Origin of the sequence: Coprococcus sp. HPP0074, from assembly GCF_964238105.1 — a bacterium.
GTDB lineage: Bacteria > Bacillota > Clostridia > Lachnospirales > Lachnospiraceae > Faecalimonas > Faecalimonas umbilicata.
This window is the reverse complement of record NZ_CAXSKS010000012.1, coordinates 1-21,112: the sequence shown is the minus strand read 5'-3', so window position 1 is coordinate 21,112 and position 21,112 is coordinate 1. Positions and strand designations below refer to the sequence as shown.

Sequence of the window (21,112 nt, the reverse complement as noted above, 5' to 3'; positions counted from 1 at the left end):
GAAGAATGCGGTGAGAAGAGATGAAACTGATCAAACTTTGGGAAGCAGACTTCAGAAGGAGTGAATCTTCCGGAAGGATTTGTACCGGATACTGTATACCTTCTGGAAACGGAGGGAGAATACGTTGGAATTTTCAATTTACGGCATCGCTTGACGGAGGGACTCATTCACGGAGCTGGGCATATCGGTTATGGGATTTCTCCAAAGTGCCGGGGAAAAGGATATGCAGCCAAAGGTCTGGAAATGCTGTTGGAAATTGTAAGAAAAATCGTGCCTGAGGAGGAAATCTATCTTTCGGTACATAAAGATAATCTGACTTCCCTGAACGTGCAGAAGAAAAATGGAGCTTATATTCATCATGAGAATGAAGCAGAATATTTTACGCGGATTCCGTTGAAGAGATAGAGGCTAGCGGAAATTTATGGTATATCTGATGCAGAAACAGTACAAAATTGAGATCCTGCTTGATTATGAGCAAAAAAGAATTACAAAACTTCAGGAACTGACGCTAGAATGGTGAATATAGAAGTAACCTGAAAAGTAAATTTTAAAAATATAAGAAAACTGGAGAAGAAAAAGATGTAGTTTTAAAATTCTTTCTCCATGAATTTCCGAGAGAGGAGATTTATGGACAAAGAAGGGAAAGGCTACATCTTTTCCTTGTTTTGAGATGGGCTGCTATGCGTTTTCTATTTTGCTTATGACCTCATTTACATCGAAGGTCATCGTTCCGTCTTCCAGCACAAAGAGTGGGACTCCAACGCCACCCTTTTCCTTTACTGCATCAAACATTGGATTGGTATCACGGATTTTTAAGAAGCGTTTGAGATTCCCGATGCTGTCAGAAAATTCAAGAAAGAGATAGCGAATCCCTTTTGCATCAAGCAGCGCTTTTGCATCTACACAGTCTTTACAAGTGTCTGTTCCATAAATGACAAGTTTCAATTTGTTTCCTCCTGCTAGTATTTGAGATTGTCTTGAACGGCAAAAGTTTGCCATACAAAGGTTTACTGTTTCTATATCAGTATAGCATAATCTGGAAAAGGAATTACTCATTTTGTGAGAAAATTTATATAGTATGGGTTGGTCTTGCTGGGGAAAAGTGGAAGAGTTCGAATTATTTTTAACAATAAAAAAACGCTTGTGAAAACCAATTTGCTTTTTGCGTGTGAAATGCACAAGAAAAAGATAGAGAAAACAATCATTTTCGTCAAAATATAAGAAAAACAATGATAGTTAAAAAAATATCAATTTTTCTATTGACATTTTTTTAACGAGAAAATATACTAGGGGATGTAGAAAAGAATTTACTTAACTCATTTACAGGAGGAAAAATTGGTATGGCAAAGAAAAAAGAAGTAGTACCAGCAATTATTGACAGTGTAGAAGCTCTTACAGCAAAAATGGAAGCAATGCGTGAAGCACAGAGAGAATTTGCTACATTTACACAAGAGCAGGTAGATAAAATCTTTTTTGAAGCAGCTTTGGCAGCAAATAAAATGCGTATCCCATTAGCAAAAATGGCAGTAGAAGAAACTGGAATGGGAATCGTTGAAGATAAAGTAATTAAAAATCACTATGCAGCAGAATATATTTACAATGCATATAAAGATACAAAAACATGTGGTGTGATTGAGGAAGATAAAGCATTCGGAATCAAGAAGATCGCAGAGCCAATTGGTCTTGTTGCAGCGGTTATTCCGACAACAAACCCAACATCTACAGCAATCTTTAAGACATTGATTTCCTTAAAGACAAGAAATGCAATCATCATCAGCCCACATCCACGTGCAAAAGCAGCTACGATCGCAGCAGCAAAAGTAGTTTTAGATGCAGCTGTAAAGGCAGGAGCACCGGAAGGAATCATCGGATGGATCGATGTACCATCACTGGAGCTTACAAATGAAGTTATGAAAAATGCAGACATCATCCTTGCAACAGGTGGTCCTGGAATGGTAAAAGCAGCTTACTCTTCAGGAAAGCCGGCACTCGGAGTTGGAGCTGGTAACACACCGGTTATCATCGATGACACAGCAGATGTGAAGCTCGCAGTAAACTCTATCATTCATTCAAAGACATTTGATAATGGTATGATCTGTGCTTCAGAGCAGTCTGTGACAGTTCTGGAAAAAGTATATAAAGAAGTGAAAGAAGAATTTGCATACAGAGGATGCTATTTCCTCAAAAAAGATGAGATTGAAAAAGTTCGTAAGACAATCATCATCAACGGTGCATTAAATGCAAAAATTGTAGGACAGTCTGCTCACACAATCGCAGCATTGGCAGGAGTGGATGTTCCGGAAGATACAAAGATTCTGATCGGTGAAGTAGAATCTGTAGATATCTCAGAAGAATTTGCACACGAGAAATTATCTCCGGTACTTGCAATGTACAAAGCAAAGACATTTGACGAAGCGATCGCAAAGGCAGAGCAGTTAGTAGCTGACGGTGGATATGGACATACAGCTTCCATTTATGTACACCCTGCAGAGACAGAGAAGCTTGCAAAACATGCAGCAGCTATGAAGACATGCCGTATCCTTGTCAACACACCTTCTTCTCAAGGTGGAATCGGTGATCTTTACAACTTCAAATTAGCTCCGTCTCTTACATTGGGATGTGGTTCTTGGGGAGGAAACTCTGTATCTGAGAACGTAGGAGTAAAACATTTGATCAACGTGAAGACAGTTGCCGAGAGGAGAGAAAACATGCTTTGGTTCAGAGTTCCTGAAAAAGTTTATTTCAAAAAAGGATGTATGCCGGTTGCTCTTGATGAACTGGGAACAGTGATGGGCAAAAAGAAAGCATTCATCGTAACAGACAGCTTCTTATACCACAATGGATATGTAAAAGGTATTGAAGAAAAATTAGATGAAATGGGAATCCAGCACACATGCTTCTATGAAGTAGCTCCAGACCCGACACTGGAATGTGCAAAAGCAGGTGCAGCAGCAATGACAGCATTCCAGCCAGATGTGATTATCGCTCTTGGTGGTGGATCAGCAATGGATGCCGGAAAGATTATGTGGGTAATGTACGAACATCCAGAAGCAGACTTCCTTGATATGGCAATGCGTTTCATGGATATCCGTAAGAGAGTATATACATTCCCGAAAATGGGAGAGAAGGCTTACTTCGTTGCAATCCCGACATCTTCAGGAACAGGTTCTGAGGTGACACCATTTGCAGTTATCACAGATGAAAAGACTGGAGTAAAATATCCATTAGCAGACTACGAATTATTACCGAAGATGGCGATCATCGATGCTGATAATATGATGAGCCAGCCAAAAGGACTGACAAGTGCTTCCGGTATTGATGCACTTACACATGCATTAGAGGCATATGCATCTATCATGGCAACAGACTATACAGATGGTCTTGCATTAAAAGCAATGAAAAATATCTTCAAATATTTACCATCTGCTTACGAAAACGGAGCAAACGATCCGATCGCAAGAGAGAAAATGGCAGATGCTTCCTGCATGGCAGGTATGGCATTCGCAAATGCATTCTTAGGAGTATGTCACTCAATGGCACACAAATTAGGAGCATTCCACCACTTACCACACGGTGTTGCAAATGCGTTACTGATCAACGAAGTAATGAAATTCAATGCAACAGACGTGCCTACAAAGATGGGAACATTCTCTCAGTATCAGTATCCACACGCATTAGAAAGATATGCAGAATGCGCTAGATTCGTTGGCGTTGTAGGAAAAGACGACAAAGAAACATTTGAAAAATTCCTTGAGAAGATCGATGAATTAAAAGCAGCAGTTGGAATCAAAAAGACGATCAAAGAATACGGAGTAGATGAAAAATACTTCCTGGATACATTAGATGAAATGGTAGAACAGGCATTTGATGATCAGTGTACAGGTGCAAACCCAAGATATCCACTGATGAAAGAAATCAAAGAAATGTACTTAAGAGTTTACTACGGAAACTAATTTCAGGAAAGATAGTAGTAGCTACCTAGTTAGGGAAAAAGAAGACGTAAGGCTGAAAAGGGCATTAGAAAAAGACAGGAGGACTGACGAAAGTCAGTGTCTTCTGTCTTTTTTGTGATTATTGCTGTTCAGCTTTCATGGCGTGATATCCAATCCAAACAGTCCAAACATATGCCAATGTTTTTGGGATCATCAACATTCCAATGATAGGCACAAGATCGGCAAATAATACAACAGGCAAATAAAACCCAAAGCTAATGACGATTGTCAGCCACATATTTTTGAATAGTTTATCGTTTTGCTCTCTAGAACTTTTATAAAATAGATAAATAATAATAAGACCCATAATTGTGAAAGGAATATTTCTATAAATTCCCCACGATAATGGAGATGCTGAACTTGTCCAGGCATTCTGTGGAAACAGACACAGGACAATTCTAGCTATTGCCATACCATATACGAATATAGTATAGATATTTTTCACTTTTACATGGTATCTGATTCGCCAAATATAATATAGAATGATATAAAATACGGTCATTGTGATAGAGGTAATAAATTTACCTGTTCCCAATGCAACTGTGAAGTTATCTAATCCTGTTGTACATAATGCAACTGCTCTCGGAACCAGGTGAAATGCATCTCCGAATCCTAATACAACTGCCATAATTCCAAAGAGGCGGTACTGCTTATTCCCATGACTTTTAGCAATCATAAGAATTCCCAATGTAACGACCCCTATAAGATAACATGCGTCAAATACTGTTTCAACTATTGCCTGCATAAAATAACCTCCTAATGTTTTTGTGAATAATAGTGTTTTCAACCTGACTGATGAAGCCTCATTTTCAAAATGAACAGCGTTCATGTTGCTATTTTAATTAATTTAGTTTGCTTTGTCAATACCTAAAACAGATAGATAAAGTGAATAAGTATATAAAAAATATTGATTTGACTGGAAAATTAAAGAAATATATTATCTTATATAGAGCATTGTATTAATTTATACATGTACCGATACCTATCCATATTCATTTTTTCTTGGAAAAGATGTAACATCTGTAAAAGATTTGAAAGGGAAAAATGTAAATGGAGTAGATAGTGATTCAGGGTTAATCAAAGAACCAGTGGATAAAGGAGATTTGATTGATGAATCTTTTGCAGTGAAGGCAGCGGAAGAAACAAAATAGGAAATCAGAATACCGGGAGTTCACAGTTCGTGGATTCTCGGTTATTTCTATAAATAAAACAGTAGCTTTTTTCGAGAGATTGAGATAAGTAGAGAATGAAAGAAAGAGGGAGGAACGATATTGAGTCAGAAAGAACATGGAAAGAAACAGGTAAAAAAAGCAGTCTGTGGTATCTGTGCGTCCGGCTGCCCAATGGATATCTATGTAGAAGATGGAAAGATTATTTCGGTAGAAGGAAGCAAAGATCTTCCTGGACAGAGCGGAGGACTTTGTGCGAAGGGGGCAGCTGTAAGACAGTACATATATAATCAGGAAAGATTGCTTTACCCGATGAAACAAGTTGGGGAAAAAGGACATGGAAAGTTTGTTAGGATCAGCTGGGAAGAAGCATATCAGACAATCGCAGAGAAATTACTGTCAATCCGGGAACAGTACGGTGCACGGTCGACGATTTTTTATGCAGGATATCCGAAATGGTATCGTCCGGCATTGCTCCATCTTGCAAATGCGTATGGATCACCGAATTATTGTACCGAGTCAAGCACTTGCTTTCAGGCATCTAATATGGCGTGGAAGTCCATCTATGGAAATGATATTTGCTTTCCGGATCTGGCAAATGCCAATACAGTTATGCTGTGGGCCTCCAACTTATATCACTCTAATACACCGATGAGCAAAAGCTATCGGGGAATGAAGGCACGAGGGGTCAAGATTATTGTGGTAGATCCAAGAAACACGGTCACGGCAAGAGAGGCAGATATCCATTTGCGCCTGCTTCCGGGAACAGACGGAGCACTTGCGCTTGGAATGGCACAGGTGATGATAGAAGAGGATCTGTATGACCATGAGTTTGTGGAAAAGTATGTTCACGGGTTTGAAGAATACCGGGCATATGTAAAGCAGTTTACTCCGGAGTATACAGAGAAGATCACCGGGGTTCCGGCAGAGAAAATTTTGGAGGCTGCAAGGCTGTATGCGACAAATGGTCCGGCGGGAATCATGTTCTCCGCGGCGACGGTCGTACATCATATCAATGGAGTACAGAATTATCGGGCAGTTCATACACTTGTAGGACTTAGTGGAAATTACGACAGAAAAGGCGGACATCTGGCAAGGCCACCGGTGTCTGCTCCGGTCAATGAATTTGGGAAAGTGAAGAGATACGATGGCGAGGAAGCAATTGGTCAGAAAGACTTTCCGGCATGGTTTGCGCTTCCGTGTGAGGAGGCTCAGTGCACAAGATTGGCAGAATATATTTTGAAAGAAGAACCGTATCCGCTGAAAGCACTTGTGGCATTTGGAATGAACCACAGAATGTGGCCGAAGCCGTCGTATCTTCAGGAGGCACTGAAAAAATTAGAGTTTTATGTCAATGTAGATCTGTTTCTTTCTGACTCTAGCGATATGGCAGATATTGTGCTTCCTGCGGCAACCTTTTTTGAACGGGAAGAAATAAGGACAATGCGAGGAGGTATGGTCGGTCTTTCAGAAGCGGCAGTCTGTCCGTGCGGGGAGGCAAAAAATGACATTGAGATCATTCAAGAATTGGCACGCAGAATGGGACTTTCTGAACCGGTGTTTTCTGGAACCTATGAGGAATATATGAATTATATTCTCAAACCGACCGGACTTTCTGTGGAGGAATTGCGCGGACATCAAGGAGGAGTAAAGGCAAAACATTTGGTATTCGGGACAGAGAGAAGTTATGAGAGAGAGGGATTTGCTACACCGACAGGGAAAGCAGAATTTGTCTCTACAGTGTTAGAAAAATATAAGGATGCTTATGGGTATGACGGTCTTCCGGTTTACCGGGATTTCAGAGAAGTAAGTGAGGTGGACAGAACAGTTTATCCGTGGATCCTGAATACAGGTTCCAGAAAACCTCAGTATTTTCATGCGCGTGTGAACCGTCTTCCATGGCTTGCGGCGTTGGAACCGGCGACTTTGGTGGAAATGCATCCATCCGATATGGAATCACTTCAGATTCAGGAAGGCGACCGAGTAATAGTGACTTCGCCAGGAGGAAGCATGGAAGGAATTGCGGCAGCCGTCAGAAACAATCTGCCGGGGATGGTACATATTTACCATGGAAACAAGAAGGGAGAAGCGAATGAGCTGATTCCGCTTACATATCTCGATCCGATTTCCGGATTTCCGGGATATAAGAGTTATTTTTGTAATGTAAGAAGAAAGGAAGAGGAAGATGCCATATCGACTGAAATTTGATAAAGAAAAATGTATCGGATGCTATGCATGCCATATAGCCTGTCTGGATGCACATCACTCTGTAGGGGAAATTGTGCCGAGTTTCCGGGCATTTCAGAAGGTGACAGATTTATCAGGGACATTTGAAAAAACAGTGTGTCCAGGGTGCATTCACTGTGGAAAATGTGAGCATGTCTGCCCGCAACACGCAATTTACCGGGAAAAAACGACAGGTTTTATTCTCGTAGATCAGGACCTTTGCAATGGATGCAGAAGTTGTGAGGCAGTCTGTCCGCTTCAGGTGATCCACTTTAATGAAGCAGGAAAGATGGAAAAATGTGACGGCTGTGTGGAACGGATCAAAGCGGGACGAGAACCTGCATGTGTCCGGACTTGTTATCCGGGTGCGATCACATGGGAGAAGGTCGATGGCTAAGAGAAAAGACAGAGATAGGAAGGCTGATATCGCAGCATGTATCTTGGCAGGTGGAAAAAACAGCCGTATGAATGGCAGAAAAAAGCATTTTTGCCGGTGGAAGAAACCGTATTTTGGAAGAAGATTGCTGCAAAATTAAGTGGATGTTCTGCCATTTATATTTCTGTGGAAGACCGGAAGAAATACGAACAAACACAAGCAGATGTTGGCGAGTGTGGCTTTGAGGGATTTCCGCTTGTGGAAGATTTGGAAAAAGAAAAAGGACCTCTTGGTGGGATTTACAGTGTTCTTACGGCCTGTGAGGAGCAGGCAGTTCTTTTTGTACCATGCGATATGCCGGAAGTGGATCAGGAATTAGTAGATACTATGAGAGGCGAATGGGTTCGTGAGAGAAAGCCGGTTTTTCTTATAAGAGATGGGAAGAGATGTCCATTTCCAGGCATCTATACGAAGGAGATGCTTCCATGGATCCGACGGCAGCTGGAACGAAAAGATTATAAACTGAAAAATCTTTTGAACGAGATAGAGGAGAAGATTGTCTGTTTGGAAGACGAAAGAGATGGGGGTGGCAATATTAATACAGAAGAAGAGTATCGGGCATATTTAAGTAAAATAGAAAGAAAAGAGCTGGTGAGGATTTCTCTGAAAGGGGCTGTAGAAAAAATTTTGGAGGAAGTACGCCCGCTGGATGCGTGGGAGGAACTTCCACTTTTGGAACTTTCCGGGCGCACGCTATGGGAAGATGTATATAGCAGACATGCCCAGCCTCCATTTCCGAGATCCCCTCTGGACGGTTATGCAATCCGAAGTCAAGACAGCATCGGAGCGGATGATACACATGGAGTCTTTCTGCATGTGATCGATACGATTTATGGAGGGGAAGTTTCGGGGAAGAAAGTAGGAGAAAAAGAGGCGGTACGTCTGATGACAGGTGCGCCGATTCCACAGGGGGCAGATACTGTGATTCGTCAGGAAGATGTGGAGAGAGTGGGGGACACGATCTCTGTTTTTCAAGAACAGCATGCCTATGAAAATTATTGTTATGCGGGGGAAGATTATTCGGCGGGTACCTGTCTGTTAACGCGCGGGGAAACCGTAGGCGCCGCAGAGTGTGGACTACTTGCCTCGATGGGGTATTCTTATGCAAAAGTGGTGCGCAATGTGCGTGCGGCGGTGATAGCAACCGGGAGTGAGCTGACAGAGCCGGGAAGCGAATTGTCGTTCGGCAAAATTTATAATGCGAATCTGTATCTTGTGTGTAGCAGGCTTACAGAGCTTGGAGTATCAGTAGTGTGGATGGATACCGTGCAAGATGATGCCCGGTGTCTTAAAGATTCCATAGAGAAGGCATGTAGGCTGGATGCAGACTTGATTCTGACAATTGGCGGTGTATCGGTTGGGCAGAAGGATATTGTGGAGGAAACATATGGACTTCTTGGTGCAGAGATTTGTTTCCACGGAGTGAAGATGAAGCCAGGATCCCCGATGATGGGCGGAAGCTATCAGAAAATCCCGATGCTTAGTTTTTCGGGAAATCCATATGGTACTTTTGTTAATATGGAATTATTTGTGCTTCCGGTGTTAGAAAAGATGACGGGAAGCCAGAGATACCGGGTAGAGTACAGGGAAGGAACCTTGGCAGAAACCTTTGAAAAGACCGGGAAAGTGCCGCGGTTTGTACGGGCGAGATGGGAGAATGGAACGGTAGTGTGGAAAAGGCAAAATGCCTCAGGAATCTTAAGTTCACTCAATGGTTGCAATTGTCTGTTGGAAATTCCGCCTGGGATTGGAGAGGGACGAAAGAAAGGGGAGAAAGTATGGGTAAGAATGTTATCCAGCCGGTAATTTTTGCCGTGAGTGGCTATAAAAATACAGGAAAGACAACACTGATTACAGGAATAATTCCGATTCTAACTGAAAAGGGATATCAGGTGGCAGTCATCAAGCATGACGGGCATGAATTTGAGAGTGATGTGCCGGGAACCGATAGCTATCAGCATCAGAAAGCTGGTGCCTATGGAACAGCGGTGTTTTCAAAAAGTCAGTTTCTTGTCACAAAACGGGTTCCGGAAATTACTGCAGAAATGCTGCTTCCTTTTTTTCCGGAGGCCGATATCATCTTGATCGAAGGGTTAAAAGACAGTAGTTATCCGAAGTATATCTGTACATCACCGCAGGAAAATGCAACCCCGGATGAAGTTGCAGAGAGGATTTTGGAGCTTTTGCCAAAGGGGAGAGTAGGAGAAACTGCTAGTAATAAATAGATAAGTGCGTAAGTTTAGATTGATAATAAAATAACAATAAAAATAGCGCATAAAAAAATGTTAAAAATTATACAAAAAACCCTTTTCAAATCGTTTGAAAAGGTATATAATAGCAATATCAAATCAGAACAATAAAAAATATTGAAGTTGTTTACAGATTATTTTGTTGCAGTTCGGATACAGTCTGCGAACAATGACAGTAGAATTGTATTATTAGGAGGGAACCTACATGAAGTTAGAGCAGAGCAACTTAATCGTAAAACGTGCACACAAAGAAGTGTATAAAACAGAAGAGGGAATTGTAAAGATTTTTGGGAAAGAACATCCAAAGGCAGATGTATTTAATGAAGCGTTGAATACCGCAAGGGTAGAGGCGACTGGTCTTGATATTCCAAAGGTAAAACAGGTGACACAGATTGACGGAAGATGGTCACTTGTGATCGAATGCAAAGAGGGAAAGACATTGGAAGAGATGATGAATGTCGATCCGGCAAATCTTGAGAAGTATATGGAAGACTTTGTAGATCTCCAGCTCCAGGTACAGAGCAAGAGAAATCCTCTTTTGAATAAGTTGAAAGATAAGCTTGCACGGCAGATCAACGAACTGAAGGATCTGGATGCGACAGCAAGATATGAATTGCTTACAAGACTTGAGAGTATGCCAAAGCATGACAAAGTATGCCATGGAGACTTCAATCCAAGTAATGTGATCGTCGGTAAAACTGGAAAGATGACAGTGATTGACTGGGCGCATGCTACGCAGGGAAATGCAAGTGCAGACGCAGCGATGACTTATCTCCTATTTGCGCTGAAAGACCAGAAAAAGGCAGACCTTTATTTGAAGTTATTCTGCAAGAAGAGTGATACTGCAAAGCAGTATGTGCAACAGTGGCTTCCGATTGTAGCAGCGGCACAACTTTCTAAGGAAAATGAGATGGAGAAAGAGTTCCTGATGAAATGGATCGATGTATTCGATTATCAATAATATGCATAGAAAAAGGATTCCGGAAAGAGGCGGTAAGCCCCGATCCGGAATCCTTTTTTGAGAACTGAAAGATGACAGTTCTCCCACTTTATGTACTTTTTCGTGCTATTTATTATTAAGTTTCGCAATATTCAGTTTTTCGATATTCAGTTTTCAATAGTTGTTATTGTAAAATGACCTCTGCGTAATAAACACCATTTGCGAGAGCTTCACTGTGACTGCTGACAAAAACATCAATGCGGTTTCCTTTGATAGCGCCCCCAGTATCTTCTGCGACATAGGTATGTCCGTTGATCACTACGGAACTTCCAAGTGGAATCAAAGAAGGGTCAACCGCGATAGTTCTTCCTGCCTGTGCAGTGGTGCCGCTGGCAGTAATTCCATTGCTGTATTCTCCACAGCAGATGGAGCAGGCACAATAGTGTGTAATTTTAAATACTCCGAGGCTTGTACCTGATGGCGGAGTAGTATTTCCGGAATCCGGCAGTTGCGGACTTGGTTCTGGACTCACAGGAGGAGTCACTGGCTGATCAGGAACACTTGGGCTAGGAGCAGGCTGCTGTTGCTGCTGCTGTGCAAGTTCTTGCTCGAGACGTTGCTGTTCTTCGGCTGCTCTTGCGGCTGCTTCGGCAGCGGCTTTTGCACGTGCCAGCTGATCAGAATAATTATTAAGCTCAGTGCTTGTTGAAGCAGCTTTTGCCTGGAGATCGTTGCACTTCTGGTCCATCTGTGTCTGGAGAGTGACCAGTGCGTCTTTCTCATCTTCCAGGAGTGTCTGTTGCTTTTGGATTTCTACTTTGGTGTTATGCAGTTCGTCCAACATCTTGCGATCATAAGAACTGATGTTTTGAATGAAATCGGCTTTGTTCAACAAATCGGTCATATCTTCAGCAGAAAAGAGCAATTCTAAAAAAGAAAGATCTCCGGCTTCGTAAATATATTTGATACGAAGCTTCATATCGCTGTACTGCTGAACTTCTTTTGCCTGTGCATCTGCGAGACTGACTTTGGTAAGTTCGATTGCGTTAGTGGTAGACTCTACTTTAGAAATGGTAGAATCTAGTTCACTGCTGAGAGTAGACAATTCTTCATTTACTTTAGAGAGCTCACTGGAGAGCTCATTTGTCTTCTTCTCGAGGTTGTCGACCGTGTCAGTAGCATACACATTGGTGCATGGAAGATACATTGAAACTGCAAGTGTGCAGCTGAGCAATGTACGCATCATGCGCTTTACTTTTGTATTCATGCCATATTTTCCTTTCACATTAGTACATAACCTGTTTGTCTATTATACAATAAAATCATAAAATATGCAAATTAATAAAATGTAAAGCTTCCAAACGTCGCTCCGGAAGCAGAGGAGGAAGCAGGTGAAAAGTACAGACAGCTGCCAATTGGGTTCGTACCGGATATCGCATCAAAAACTGCATTTTGGCATACAGAGTCAATATCCCCGTAGAGGAGTGCCTCGATTCTTCCGTCAGATACAGAGGAAAACAGTGGTTCTGATTCGATGACACCTGAAATTGAATTCGGAAACAGTGGACTGCTTACCCGGTTGAGAATGCAGGATGCAAGTGCAGTCATGGCAGTATAGTCTTCCGTACCTGCTTCACACTGTACTAACGCAGAGAGAAGCAGACTTTCAGAGGCAGATACCGAGAAAGACGGAGGAGGAGCAAAAGGTGGAGGGGCGATTTCGTCATCTTCCTCTTTCTCATCCACGGTACTTTCGTTGTCTGCCACGTTAGAAGTGTTATCGGAAATATCATCGTTCAGAGGTGGCTCTGGGTCGCGGATTTCCGAAGAAGGAGCATGGATTCCCTGATCGACGGCAAGTTGTCCTTCTTCGATTTGTTCATCAGCACGGGCGATCAGTTCAGGAATTCGGCTGAATACTTCAGGGAAAACCGATTCACCGGAAGCAGTATTTTGCTGATTCAAAAGAATAAGGAGCTTTTCATATTCCATGGACAGTGCATCTCTGGAAGCGCGCAGTAAGTCACACTGTTTTGTGAGGAGCGCGGCATCTGTCTCGATAGAACTGCGAAGGTTAGAAAGCTCTGTGAGCTGATTCCTGTCATAGGTGATGAGCGAGCGGATCTGTTCAGAGCGATTTAGAAAATCTGGAAAATCAGAGGCGCTGAGCAGCTGCTCCAAGAAGGAAGAATAGCCTGTTTCATAGAGCCATTGAATTCGCAGCCGCATCATTTGATATTGTCTGGCTTCTTGGATTTGTGCATCTATAAGCAAATTTTTCATTTCTTCTGTGCGGTCAGTCATTGTGCTGAGTGATTGTGCAGTATCAAGCAGCAATGTATTGTGTGCTGACAGTGTGTCTGAGGAAGGAAGAGTGTCCGCTGCATAGACAGGGCAGGAAATAGAAAATATCACAGACAGAAGGCAGATACAAAGGCGGTGATATTGTTTTTTGTGATAACCATACATGTGTTTCAGAGTCCTTTCTTAAAAGTTGCATTTGGTATGCTTAATGCCCTACATTATAGTATAAATTGATTTCTTTTTCAATGTTTGATAAAATAGACAAAACTTGAAAGATGAGAAAAAGGAGCAAAGAAATAGAGCGAGAAAAGGAAGGGATAGACATGATGAAAATGGAATATAAATTATTAGGGTTTGATCTGGATGGAACAATCCTGACGGGAGAAAAGAAACTGACAGCACGTACCAAGAGGGCGTTGGAGGAGGCAATTGCACAAGGGATGATCGTACTTCCTGCGACCGGCAGACCGTTTTCGGGAATTCCAAAGGAAATTATGGAAGTGAAAGGAATTCGGTATGCACTGACTTCGAATGGAGCAAGGATCGTGGATGCAAAGGATGGGAGTGTAGTGTACGAGAAGCTGGTCCCAAAAGAAATTACAGAAAAGATATTGGATATCTATGATAAATATGATACATTACAAGAGATTTATTTCCAAGGTGTCGGCTATATCAGTGAGCATGATCTGCAAAGAGTAGATCAGATGATGGAATCACCTGCGATGGCAGAATATGTTCGTTCGACCAGGAAAGTGGTCAAGAATATCAGAGAGACAGCACGACAATTGCCGGGAGGAGTAGATAAGGTGCATGCAATTTTCGCAGATCAAAGCGAGAAGATGTGTGCGCTCCGGGAACTGGAACAGATGGGACAGGTTACAGTTACAAGAGCATTATCTAATAATATAGAAGTAAATGCAGAGGGAGTAGACAAAGGAAAGGGGATGTTAAAGCTGGCAGAGCTGCTCGGAATCCGCCGCGAAGAAATGATAGTATTTGGTGATGGGTGGAATGATATTTCGATGATCCATGAGGCGGGATGCGGAGTGGCCATGGGAAATGCACAGGAAGCGGTCAAGGAAGCAGCAGATCTTGTCACAGATTCCAATGAGGAAGATGGTGTGGCAAAAATAATTGAAAAGATTCTTCAGAAAGGTTAGGAGGAGAAAGAATGTTAGAAATGTTAAAAGTAATCTTGCTTGGTATTGTGGAAGGAATCACAGAATGGCTTCCAATCAGTAGTACCGGGCATTTGATTCTCGTAGACGAATTCATTAAACTTCAGGCGAGTGCGGCATTCAAAGAGATGTTTAATGTCGTGATCCAGCTGGGTGCGATTATGGCAGTTGTTGTGCTGTATTTCCATAAGCTCAATCCATTTTCGCCGAAGAAAACACAGAAACAGAAAGCGTGGACGATTCAGCTTTGGATGAAGGTCATTGTGGCATGTATCCCGGCGGGGGTGATAGGAATTCTGTTTGATGACTGGATGGAAGCACATTTGCATAAACCTGAAATTATATCTGCGATGTTGATTCTGTACGGAATCTTATTCATTGTCGTAGAAAACTGGAACAAAGGAAAGATGCCGAAGGTGACAAAACTGTCGCAGCTATCGTATCAGACAGCATTGCTCATCGGTGGATGGCAGGTACTTTCGCTGATCCCTGGTACATCTCGCTCGGGAGCGACGATCGTTGGTGCACTTTTGCTTGGCACATCTCGATATGTAGCAGCAGAATTTACATTTTTCCTTGCGATCCCGGTAATGTTCGGGGCAAGTTTTGTAAAGATTTTAAAATTTGGTCTTTCCTTTACTGCGATGGAAGCGGCGATGCTGTTGGTTGGCTGTCTGGTGGCATTTGTGGTATCTGTCATCGCGATTAAGTTTTTGATGGGCTATATTAAGAAGAACGATTTCAAAGTATTTGGCTATTATCGGATCATTCTTGGAGCTCTTGTTCTACTGTATTTTACAGTTTTTGCATAAAATATGCATAAATTTGCAAAAACCACTTGATTTTTATAAAAAACATAGTATAATATGCAATATAGACGAATAAACATACAAAAAATAAGTGGAGGAAGCGTTATGAAGATAAAGAAAGTAGCAGGAATTTTATTAGCAGGGACAATGATGATTTCCATGGCAGCATGTGGTGGAAAGGAAGAAGGGGCAAAATCAGAGAAACTGATCGTAGGAACAGAAGCAGGATTTGCACCATATGAATATATGAAAGGCAACGAAGTAGTCGGAATCGATATGGACATCGCAAAAGCGATCGCCGATGAGATGGGCAAAGAGCTGGAGATTAAGAATATGGATTTTGACGGAGCACTTGCAGCAGTGCAGAGTGGAAAAGTAGATTTTGTGGCAGCAGGAGTATCTATCAGTCCGGAACGTGAGGAAGCAATGGATTTCTCTAATGAATATGTAAATTCTACAGAGGTCATTGTAGTAAATAAAGAAAACCCGGCGGTGACTCCGGCAGGAGAAGAACTGGCAGGTTCTGACTTAGATGGAAAAGTTGTCGCAGTACAACAGGGAAATATTGCAGATATCTGGGTATCCAACAAAGATAACTGTAATCCAAAAGAAGTGAAGCGTTACACAAAATTTGCGCAGGCGGCAGAAGACTTAAAGAATGGCAAGATTGACTGTATCGTAATGGATCAATATCCGGCGGAAGAGTTGGTAGCGGCAAATGATGCACTGACAACATTAGACGGAACCTTATTTGAAGATAAGTATGCAATCGCCGTAAAAAAAGGAAACAAAGAACTGTTAGATGAGATCAACAAAGTGATCGATAAGCTGGTGGAAGAAGGAAAAATTGAAGAATTCACAGCAAATCACGTACAGAGTGAATAAGCAGTTCAGAAGGCAACGACAGTAAGACAGAGAAAACTAAAAAAGAGGCTGCTGCAAAAAGCGGATTTCCCAGCGTGTTCAAGCTAAATAGGGACAGGAAGGGGAGACTGGATTTTGCGGCAGCCCCTTTGAGGGTCAATGAAAAGGAGAAAACAAATGAAAGGAATTATGATGACGGGATTTTTTCAAAATTTCTCGGATGCTTTTTATAAAGCGGTAATCAAAGACCAGAGATATCTGGCATATTTGGATGGATTAAAGATTACAATATTAATCTCCATCTTTGCGATTCTGATCGGAATTGCGATCGGACTTTTAGTGGCAGTAGTAAAAGTAAGTGCTGTACAGAGAAAAGAGCTTTGGATTTTTAATAAAATCTGTAACATTTACATTACGATCATTCGAGGCACACCGGTTATGGTACAGCTGTTGATTATTTATAATCTTATATTTACGTCTCGGGATACCAATGCACTTTTGGTTGGAGCGGTCTGCTTCGGAATTAATTCCGGTGCTTATGTAGCAGAGATCATCCGTGCGGGAATCGAGTCGATCGATAAAGGACAGATGGAAGGCGGACGTTCTCTTGGACTGAATTATCTTCAGACTATGAAGGAAATCATCATTCCACAGGCAATCAAAAATATTCTTCCGGCGCTTGGAAATGAATTTATCGTGTTGATCAAAGAAACATCTGTGGCAGGGGTGATCGCTGTGACAGATCTGACGAAAGCAGCACAGTATATCGGTTCTGCAACGTACGATATTCTTCCGCCGCTTTATGTAGCAGCAGTATGTTATCTTGTCATTGTATTAGGATTGACAAAACTTTTAAATCTATTTGAAAGGAGAATGGCGCAAGGTGATCATAACTAAGAATTTAAAAAAATCATTTCATGGACATGAAGTGCTCAGAGGAATTGATGAACATATTGAAAAAGGTGAAAAAGTAGTAGTAGTGGGACCTTCCGGTTCTGGAAAGTCTACATTCCTCCGCTGCCTGAATCTTTTAGAAGTACCGACAAGCGGGGAAGTGTGGTTTGAGGGAAACAATATTACAAGCAAAAATTGTGACATTAATAAATTAAGACAGAAAATGGGGATGGTATTCCAACAGTTTAATTTATTCCCTCATTTGACAATCAAGGAAAATATTATGCTTGCCCCGGTCAAACTTGGGGTGCTGTCAAAGCAGGAGGCATCAAAGAAAGCAGAGGAACTGTTAGAACGTGTTGGACTTCCGGATAAAGCAGCAGCATATCCAAAACAGCTGTCGGGAGGACAAAAACAGCGTATTGCAATCGCGCGGGCATTGGCAATGAATCCGGATGTGATGTTATTTGATGAGCCGACATCAGCGCTGGATCCGGAGATGGTGGGTGAAGTGCTTGGATTGATGAAAGAGCTTGCAGACGATGGAATGACAATGGTTGTTGTCACACATGAGATGGGATTTGCAAGAGAGGTGGCGACAAGAGTTCTGTTCATCGATGAAGGACAAGTCAAAGAGAGCAACACACCGCAGGAATTTTTTGAGAATCCACAGCATCCGAGATTAAAGGAATTTTTATCAAAAGTGTTATAAAACAGTTGAAAAGTGAAGAAAATAGAGAAGCAGGAAAAATTGTTAGAAGAGTAGAGAACGCTTAAAAGATAGTTTTTCCTGTTTTTTATTATATGATAGAAAATTTTTGTGATCAGAGCAGATGATTTCGGGACAGAATTTTCTAGGTTTTAGGCGGCTATTAAAAGTGTATGTAGATTATAAAGATTCAATAAAATGGATTGACTTTTTTGAATGTTTCAGCGAAGATGTAGGAAGAACAAGGCAAAGGGGCGAAGGAAGATGAAAGAGAAGTTCAGAAAGTTTATGATAGGCCGCTACGGGGTAGATTCGTTGAGCAAGTTCATGCTTGGAACCGCAGTAGTACTGTTGGTTTTTGCGATGGGATTTCGAAATAACTTTTTAAATACACTCGCATGTCTGCTTGTCCTTCTCTGTTATTTCCGGATGTTTTCCAGAAATTATCAGAAGAGGGCTGAGGAAAATCAAAAATTTTTAGAACTGAAAGGAAAGGCAGCTACATTTCTGAAGCGGGAAAAAGAGTACTTCGAGCAGAGGAAGACACATCATATTTACAAGTGTCCGTCTTGTAAACAGAAAATCCGGGTGCCGAAAGGAAAAGGAAAGATTTGTATTACCTGCCCGAAGTGTCACACAGAATTTATCAAAAAAAGTTAAAATTAGGAGGTTATATACATGAGTATTTTATTGTTAGAGTATCCAAAGTGTTCTACTTGCAAGAAAGCAAAAAAATGGCTGGAGGAGCAGGGGATTGCATTCGAGGAGAGACATATTGTTGAAAACAATCCGACAGAGGAGGAACTGCGGGAATGGCACAGAAAAAGTGGACTTCCACTAAAGCGATTTTTTAATACAAGTGGAATGAAATATCGGGAACTGGAGTTGAAAGATAAGCTTCCGACGATGACGGAAGAGGAGCAGTATCAGCTTTTGGCAACAGACGGCATGCTTGTGAAGAGACCGCTTCTTCTGGGGGAAGATTTTGCAATTCCAGGATTTAAGGAGAATGAATGGGCGAAAGCCTGTGCACTGGCGGAGTAGAAAATGAAATATGAGAGAATAGAGAAGGGATATTTTTTGGAACGTCCGAATCGCTTCACTGCAGAGGTTGAGATCCGAGGGAAGAAGGAAATCGTGCATGTGAAAAATACAGGAAGGTGTGCGGAATTGCTTGTTCCTGGGGCGACCGTTTATGTACAGAGGAGCGACAATCCCGAACGGAAGACAAAGTGGGATCTGATCTGTGTGAAAAAAGGGAATCGCCTGATCAATATGGATTCGCAGATTCCAAATAAAGCTGTAAAGGAGTGGATAGAAGCGGGAAATCTTTGCGAGAATCCCACGATGCTCAGACAGGAAGTGACATATGGGAACTCCAGATTTGACCTATATGCAGAAGAAGAGGAACGCAAAATTTTTATAGAAGTAAAAGGTGTGACACTCGAGGAAGATGGAGTGGTAAAATTTCCGGATGCGCCAACAGAGCGTGGAGTAAAACATGTGGAAGAACTGTGCAAGGCGGTTCGGGATGGATATGAAGCATATATTTTCTTTGTGGTCCAGATGAAGAATGTCAAATACTTTACACCAAATACAAGGACACACCCAGAGTTTGGGGAGGCGCTGCAAAAGGCGCGGGAACAGGGCGTACACATTGTTGCGTATGATTGTGAAGTAAAGAAAGATGAAATTAAGATCCGAAAGGAAGTTCCGGTTCTGTTGGAGCCGAAAGAGCTTCAGGCGCTTGCGGATCCGCTTGTAGAATGGTTCCGGAAACATAAGAGAGCACTTCCGTGGCGAGAAGATCCGAGTGCTTATCGGGTATGGGTGTCTGAGATTATGCTTCAGCAGACGAGAGTGGAAGCGGTGAGGCCCTTTTATGCACGATTTATGAAAGAACTGCCTACGGTGGAAAAGCTTGCCGTGGCAGAAGAGGAGAAACTCCTGAAACTGTGGGAAGGATTGGGATATTACAATCGGGTCAGAAATATGCAGAAGGCCGCACGACAGATTATGGATGAATTTTCGGGAGAGTTCCCAAGACAGTATGATCAGATCCGTAGTCTTTCGGGAATCGGAAGTTATACGGCGGGGGCAATCGCATCGTTCGCATATGGGATACCAAAGCCGGCGGTGGATGGAAATGTATTGCGTGTGTTATCGAGAATTTTGGCAAGTGAAGATGACATTATGAAACAGAGTACAAAGATAAAAATAGAGTATATGTTGGAGGGGGTCATTCCGAAAGAGGCGGCAAGTGATTTTAATCAGGGCTTGATTGAACTTGGTGCGCTTATCTGTGTGCCAAATGGCATGGCAAAATGCGAGGAATGTCCAGTAAAGCATTTGTGCAGGGCAAGAAAGCTTGGCAAGGTGATGGAACTTCCGGTGAAAACAAAAGCGAAAGCCAGGAGAATTGAGAAAAGAACGATTTTCATTTTTCAAGATGGAGAGAAAATTGCAATTCGGAAGCGCCCTGCAAAAGGGCTGTTGGCAGGTCTGTACGAACTTCCAGGCAGAGACGGACATTTAAGCGAAGAAGAAGCGCTTGCGTTTTGCAGACAAATCGGGCTTGCACCTATCCGGATTCAAGCTTTGGGGGCGGCAAAACATATTTTCAGTCATGTGGAATGGAATATGATTGGATATAAAGTAAGAGTGGATGAATTGGAGAAAAAATGTACAGAACAAATGCTGTTCGTACATCCAGAAGAGATTGAGAGAAACTATCCGATTCCAGCTGCTTTTGAAGCATATACAGATCATATTCAAATTCTTCTTGGTCAAGAAAAATATAATATGATGCCCGAGACAAATGATGTCGGATAGATGGTTTGGCGCTTTGTGCTTTTTTAATGTTGGTATTTTCATATACAAAAAAATGAAAAGAAGATGTGTGAAGAGGATCGGGAATCCGAGATACAATCCTGATCCTCTTACAATCATAGAGGAAAATGGCTGTTTTATGTACCGAGATTTGTGTGAATGAACAGAATCCATTTTTTACTCAGAGAAGATAACTCTGAAGAAGGGCATATTTCTTGCCACACATGAAACGTACCTGTCAACTTCTATAATATATTATAGCATAGTTTTGAAAAAAGATTTCCACAAATACCACTGTAGTGAAAAGTTTTTTGTTCTCAAAGGAAAGAAAAAACGAGGAGAATGTGGAAAGTTTACGAAAAAGTAAAAAATAGCCTATCGAGAAAGGTTTTGCAATGGTTTCGATAGAAAATCACGGAGAACCGTAAAAAGCAGTTGCGGAAATTGTATGAATTGTACAAATAAAATAAAAAATAAAAAAACTATTGACAATTCGTGTCGAAGAATGGTATG

19 protein-coding genes are annotated in these 21,112 nt (G+C 41.8%); 15 read left to right on the top strand and 4 right to left on the bottom strand.

Going from position 1 to position 21,112, the window contains the following annotated elements; all coding sequences use genetic code 11:
• Nucleotides 1-60 precede the first annotated feature (60 nt).
• Nucleotides 61-405, top strand: a complete 345-nt coding sequence (locus tag ACESPO_RS13115) for a GNAT family N-acetyltransferase (protein ID WP_008977682.1) — start codon at nt 61-63, stop codon at nt 403-405.
• Between the two features lie 273 nt (nt 406-678).
• Here ACESPO_RS13115 and ACESPO_RS13110 read toward each other — a convergent pair whose 3' ends face one another.
• Entirely contained in the window at nt 679-945 is a 267-nt protein-coding gene (locus ACESPO_RS13110) for a glutaredoxin domain-containing protein (RefSeq protein WP_008977681.1), read from the bottom strand.
• Between the two features lie 395 nt (nt 946-1,340).
• On the opposite strand from ACESPO_RS13110, the gene adhE reads away from it, so the two are divergent.
• A complete protein-coding gene (adhE, locus tag ACESPO_RS13105) occupies nt 1,341-3,953 on the top strand; it encodes a bifunctional acetaldehyde-CoA/alcohol dehydrogenase (protein ID WP_016441567.1) in 2,613 nt (870 codons plus the stop codon).
• Nucleotides 3,954-4,071: 118 nt separating this feature from the next.
• Here adhE and ACESPO_RS13100 read toward each other — a convergent pair whose 3' ends face one another.
• Nucleotides 4,072-4,737, bottom strand: a complete 666-nt coding sequence (locus tag ACESPO_RS13100) for a hypothetical protein (RefSeq protein WP_317344839.1) — start codon at nt 4,735-4,737, stop codon at nt 4,072-4,074.
• Between the two features lie 526 nt (nt 4,738-5,263).
• Here ACESPO_RS13100 and ACESPO_RS13095 point away from each other — a divergent pair.
• The 5 genes from ACESPO_RS13095 (at nt 5,264) to ACESPO_RS13075 (ending at nt 11,033) form a co-directional block, all read left to right on the top strand.
• Nucleotides 5,264-7,369 carry a molybdopterin-containing oxidoreductase family protein gene (locus tag ACESPO_RS13095; protein ID WP_336305079.1) on the top strand — a complete coding sequence of 702 codons (2,106 nt, stop codon included), beginning with the start codon at nt 5,264-5,266 and terminating at the stop codon, nt 7,367-7,369.
• Nucleotides 7,347-7,784: a 4Fe-4S dicluster domain-containing protein gene (locus tag ACESPO_RS13090; protein WP_336305080.1), complete on the top strand. Its 438-nt coding sequence runs from the start codon at nt 7,347-7,349 to the stop codon at nt 7,782-7,784. Before ACESPO_RS13095 ends, ACESPO_RS13090 begins: the two co-directional genes overlap by 23 nt.
• A 36-nt stretch (nt 7,785-7,820) precedes the next feature.
• Entirely contained in the window at nt 7,821-9,629 is a 1,809-nt protein-coding gene (locus ACESPO_RS13085; RefSeq protein WP_499788977.1) for a molybdenum cofactor synthesis domain-containing protein, read from the top strand.
• Nucleotides 9,602-10,048, top strand: coding sequence for a molybdopterin-guanine dinucleotide biosynthesis protein B (gene mobB, locus ACESPO_RS13080; protein WP_117578614.1), 447 nt, complete (start codon nt 9,602-9,604; stop codon nt 10,046-10,048). Before ACESPO_RS13085 ends, mobB begins: the two co-directional genes overlap by 28 nt.
• Nucleotides 10,049-10,277: 229 nt before the next feature.
• On the top strand, nt 10,278-11,033 hold the full coding sequence (locus ACESPO_RS13075; protein ID WP_009263826.1) for an aminoglycoside phosphotransferase family protein: 756 nt from the start codon (nt 10,278-10,280) through the stop codon (nt 11,031-11,033).
• A 163-nt stretch (nt 11,034-11,196) separates the two neighbouring features.
• Here ACESPO_RS13075 and ACESPO_RS13070 read toward each other — a convergent pair whose 3' ends face one another.
• On the bottom strand, nt 11,197-12,279 hold the full coding sequence (locus ACESPO_RS13070; RefSeq protein ID WP_009263825.1) for a 3D domain-containing protein: 1,083 nt from the start codon (nt 12,277-12,279) through the stop codon (nt 11,197-11,199).
• 71 nt (nt 12,280-12,350) lie between these two features.
• Nucleotides 12,351-13,481: a cell wall hydrolase gene (locus tag ACESPO_RS13065; RefSeq protein WP_117578616.1), complete on the bottom strand. Its 1,131-nt coding sequence runs from the start codon at nt 13,479-13,481 to the stop codon at nt 12,351-12,353.
• Between the two features lie 161 nt (nt 13,482-13,642).
• On the opposite strand from ACESPO_RS13065, the gene ACESPO_RS13060 reads away from it, so the two are divergent.
• From ACESPO_RS13060 to mutY, 8 genes are all read left to right on the top strand, one after another.
• Entirely contained in the window at nt 13,643-14,476 is an 834-nt protein-coding gene (locus tag ACESPO_RS13060; RefSeq protein ID WP_499788980.1) for a Cof-type HAD-IIB family hydrolase, read from the top strand.
• Nucleotides 14,477-14,487: 11 nt separating this feature from the next.
• On the top strand, nt 14,488-15,306 hold the full coding sequence (locus ACESPO_RS13055; RefSeq protein WP_016439948.1) for an undecaprenyl-diphosphate phosphatase: 819 nt from the start codon (nt 14,488-14,490) through the stop codon (nt 15,304-15,306).
• Nucleotides 15,307-15,408: 102 nt separating this feature from the next.
• On the top strand, nt 15,409-16,188 hold the full coding sequence (locus ACESPO_RS13050; protein ID WP_320852453.1) for an ABC transporter substrate-binding protein: 780 nt from the start codon (nt 15,409-15,411) through the stop codon (nt 16,186-16,188).
• Between the two features lie 156 nt (nt 16,189-16,344).
• Nucleotides 16,345-17,064, top strand: coding sequence for an amino acid ABC transporter permease (locus tag ACESPO_RS13045; protein ID WP_499788976.1), 720 nt, complete (start codon nt 16,345-16,347; stop codon nt 17,062-17,064).
• On the top strand, nt 17,051-17,773 hold the full coding sequence (locus tag ACESPO_RS13040; protein ID WP_008977664.1) for an amino acid ABC transporter ATP-binding protein: 723 nt from the start codon (nt 17,051-17,053) through the stop codon (nt 17,771-17,773). Before ACESPO_RS13045 ends, ACESPO_RS13040 begins: the two co-directional genes overlap by 14 nt.
• A gap of 261 nt (nt 17,774-18,034) precedes the next feature.
• Nucleotides 18,035-18,430 carry a hypothetical protein gene (locus ACESPO_RS13035; protein WP_009263822.1) on the top strand — a complete coding sequence of 132 codons (396 nt, stop codon included), beginning with the start codon at nt 18,035-18,037 and terminating at the stop codon, nt 18,428-18,430.
• An 18-nt stretch (nt 18,431-18,448) separates the two neighbouring features.
• Nucleotides 18,449-18,814, top strand: a complete 366-nt coding sequence (locus tag ACESPO_RS13030; protein ID WP_016441557.1) for an arsenate reductase family protein — start codon at nt 18,449-18,451, stop codon at nt 18,812-18,814.
• Between the two features lie 3 nt (nt 18,815-18,817).
• A complete protein-coding gene (gene mutY / locus ACESPO_RS13025) occupies nt 18,818-20,602 on the top strand; it encodes an A/G-specific adenine glycosylase (protein ID WP_009263820.1) in 1,785 nt (594 codons plus the stop codon).
• The last annotated feature ends 510 nt before the right edge of the window (nt 20,603-21,112 follow it).

What these genes read in the sequence shown, in the direction of transcription:
- ACESPO_RS13090 (WP_336305080.1), top strand. Translation starts at nt 7,347, where the DNA reads ATGCCATATCGACTGAAATTTGATAAAGAAAAATGTATCGGATGCTAT.
- ACESPO_RS13050 (WP_320852453.1), top strand. Translation starts at nt 15,409, where the DNA reads ATGAAGATAAAGAAAGTAGCAGGAATTTTATTAGCAGGGACAATGATG.
- ACESPO_RS13035 (WP_009263822.1), top strand. Translation starts at nt 18,035, where the DNA reads ATGAAAGAGAAGTTCAGAAAGTTTATGATAGGCCGCTACGGGGTAGAT.
- ACESPO_RS13045 (WP_499788976.1), top strand. Translation starts at nt 16,345, where the DNA reads ATGAAAGGAATTATGATGACGGGATTTTTTCAAAATTTCTCGGATGCT.
- ACESPO_RS13060 (WP_499788980.1), top strand. Translation starts at nt 13,643, where the DNA reads ATGAAAATGGAATATAAATTATTAGGGTTTGATCTGGATGGAACAATC.
- ACESPO_RS13065 (WP_117578616.1), bottom strand. Translation starts at nt 13,481, where the DNA reads ATGTATGGTTATCACAAAAAACAATATCACCGCCTTTGTATCTGCCTT.
- mutY (WP_009263820.1), top strand. Translation starts at nt 18,818, where the DNA reads ATGAAATATGAGAGAATAGAGAAGGGATATTTTTTGGAACGTCCGAAT.
- ACESPO_RS13085 (WP_499788977.1), top strand. Translation starts at nt 7,821, where the DNA reads ATGTATCTTGGCAGGTGGAAAAAACAGCCGTATGAATGGCAGAAAAAA.
- ACESPO_RS13100 (WP_317344839.1), bottom strand. Translation starts at nt 4,737, where the DNA reads ATGCAGGCAATAGTTGAAACAGTATTTGACGCATGTTATCTTATAGGG.
- mobB (WP_117578614.1), top strand. Translation starts at nt 9,602, where the DNA reads ATGGGTAAGAATGTTATCCAGCCGGTAATTTTTGCCGTGAGTGGCTAT.
- ACESPO_RS13055 (WP_016439948.1), top strand. Translation starts at nt 14,488, where the DNA reads ATGTTAGAAATGTTAAAAGTAATCTTGCTTGGTATTGTGGAAGGAATC.
- ACESPO_RS13075 (WP_009263826.1), top strand. Translation starts at nt 10,278, where the DNA reads ATGAAGTTAGAGCAGAGCAACTTAATCGTAAAACGTGCACACAAAGAA.
- ACESPO_RS13030 (WP_016441557.1), top strand. Translation starts at nt 18,449, where the DNA reads ATGAGTATTTTATTGTTAGAGTATCCAAAGTGTTCTACTTGCAAGAAA.
- ACESPO_RS13070 (WP_009263825.1), bottom strand. Translation starts at nt 12,279, where the DNA reads ATGAATACAAAAGTAAAGCGCATGATGCGTACATTGCTCAGCTGCACA.
- adhE (WP_016441567.1), top strand. Translation starts at nt 1,341, where the DNA reads ATGGCAAAGAAAAAAGAAGTAGTACCAGCAATTATTGACAGTGTAGAA.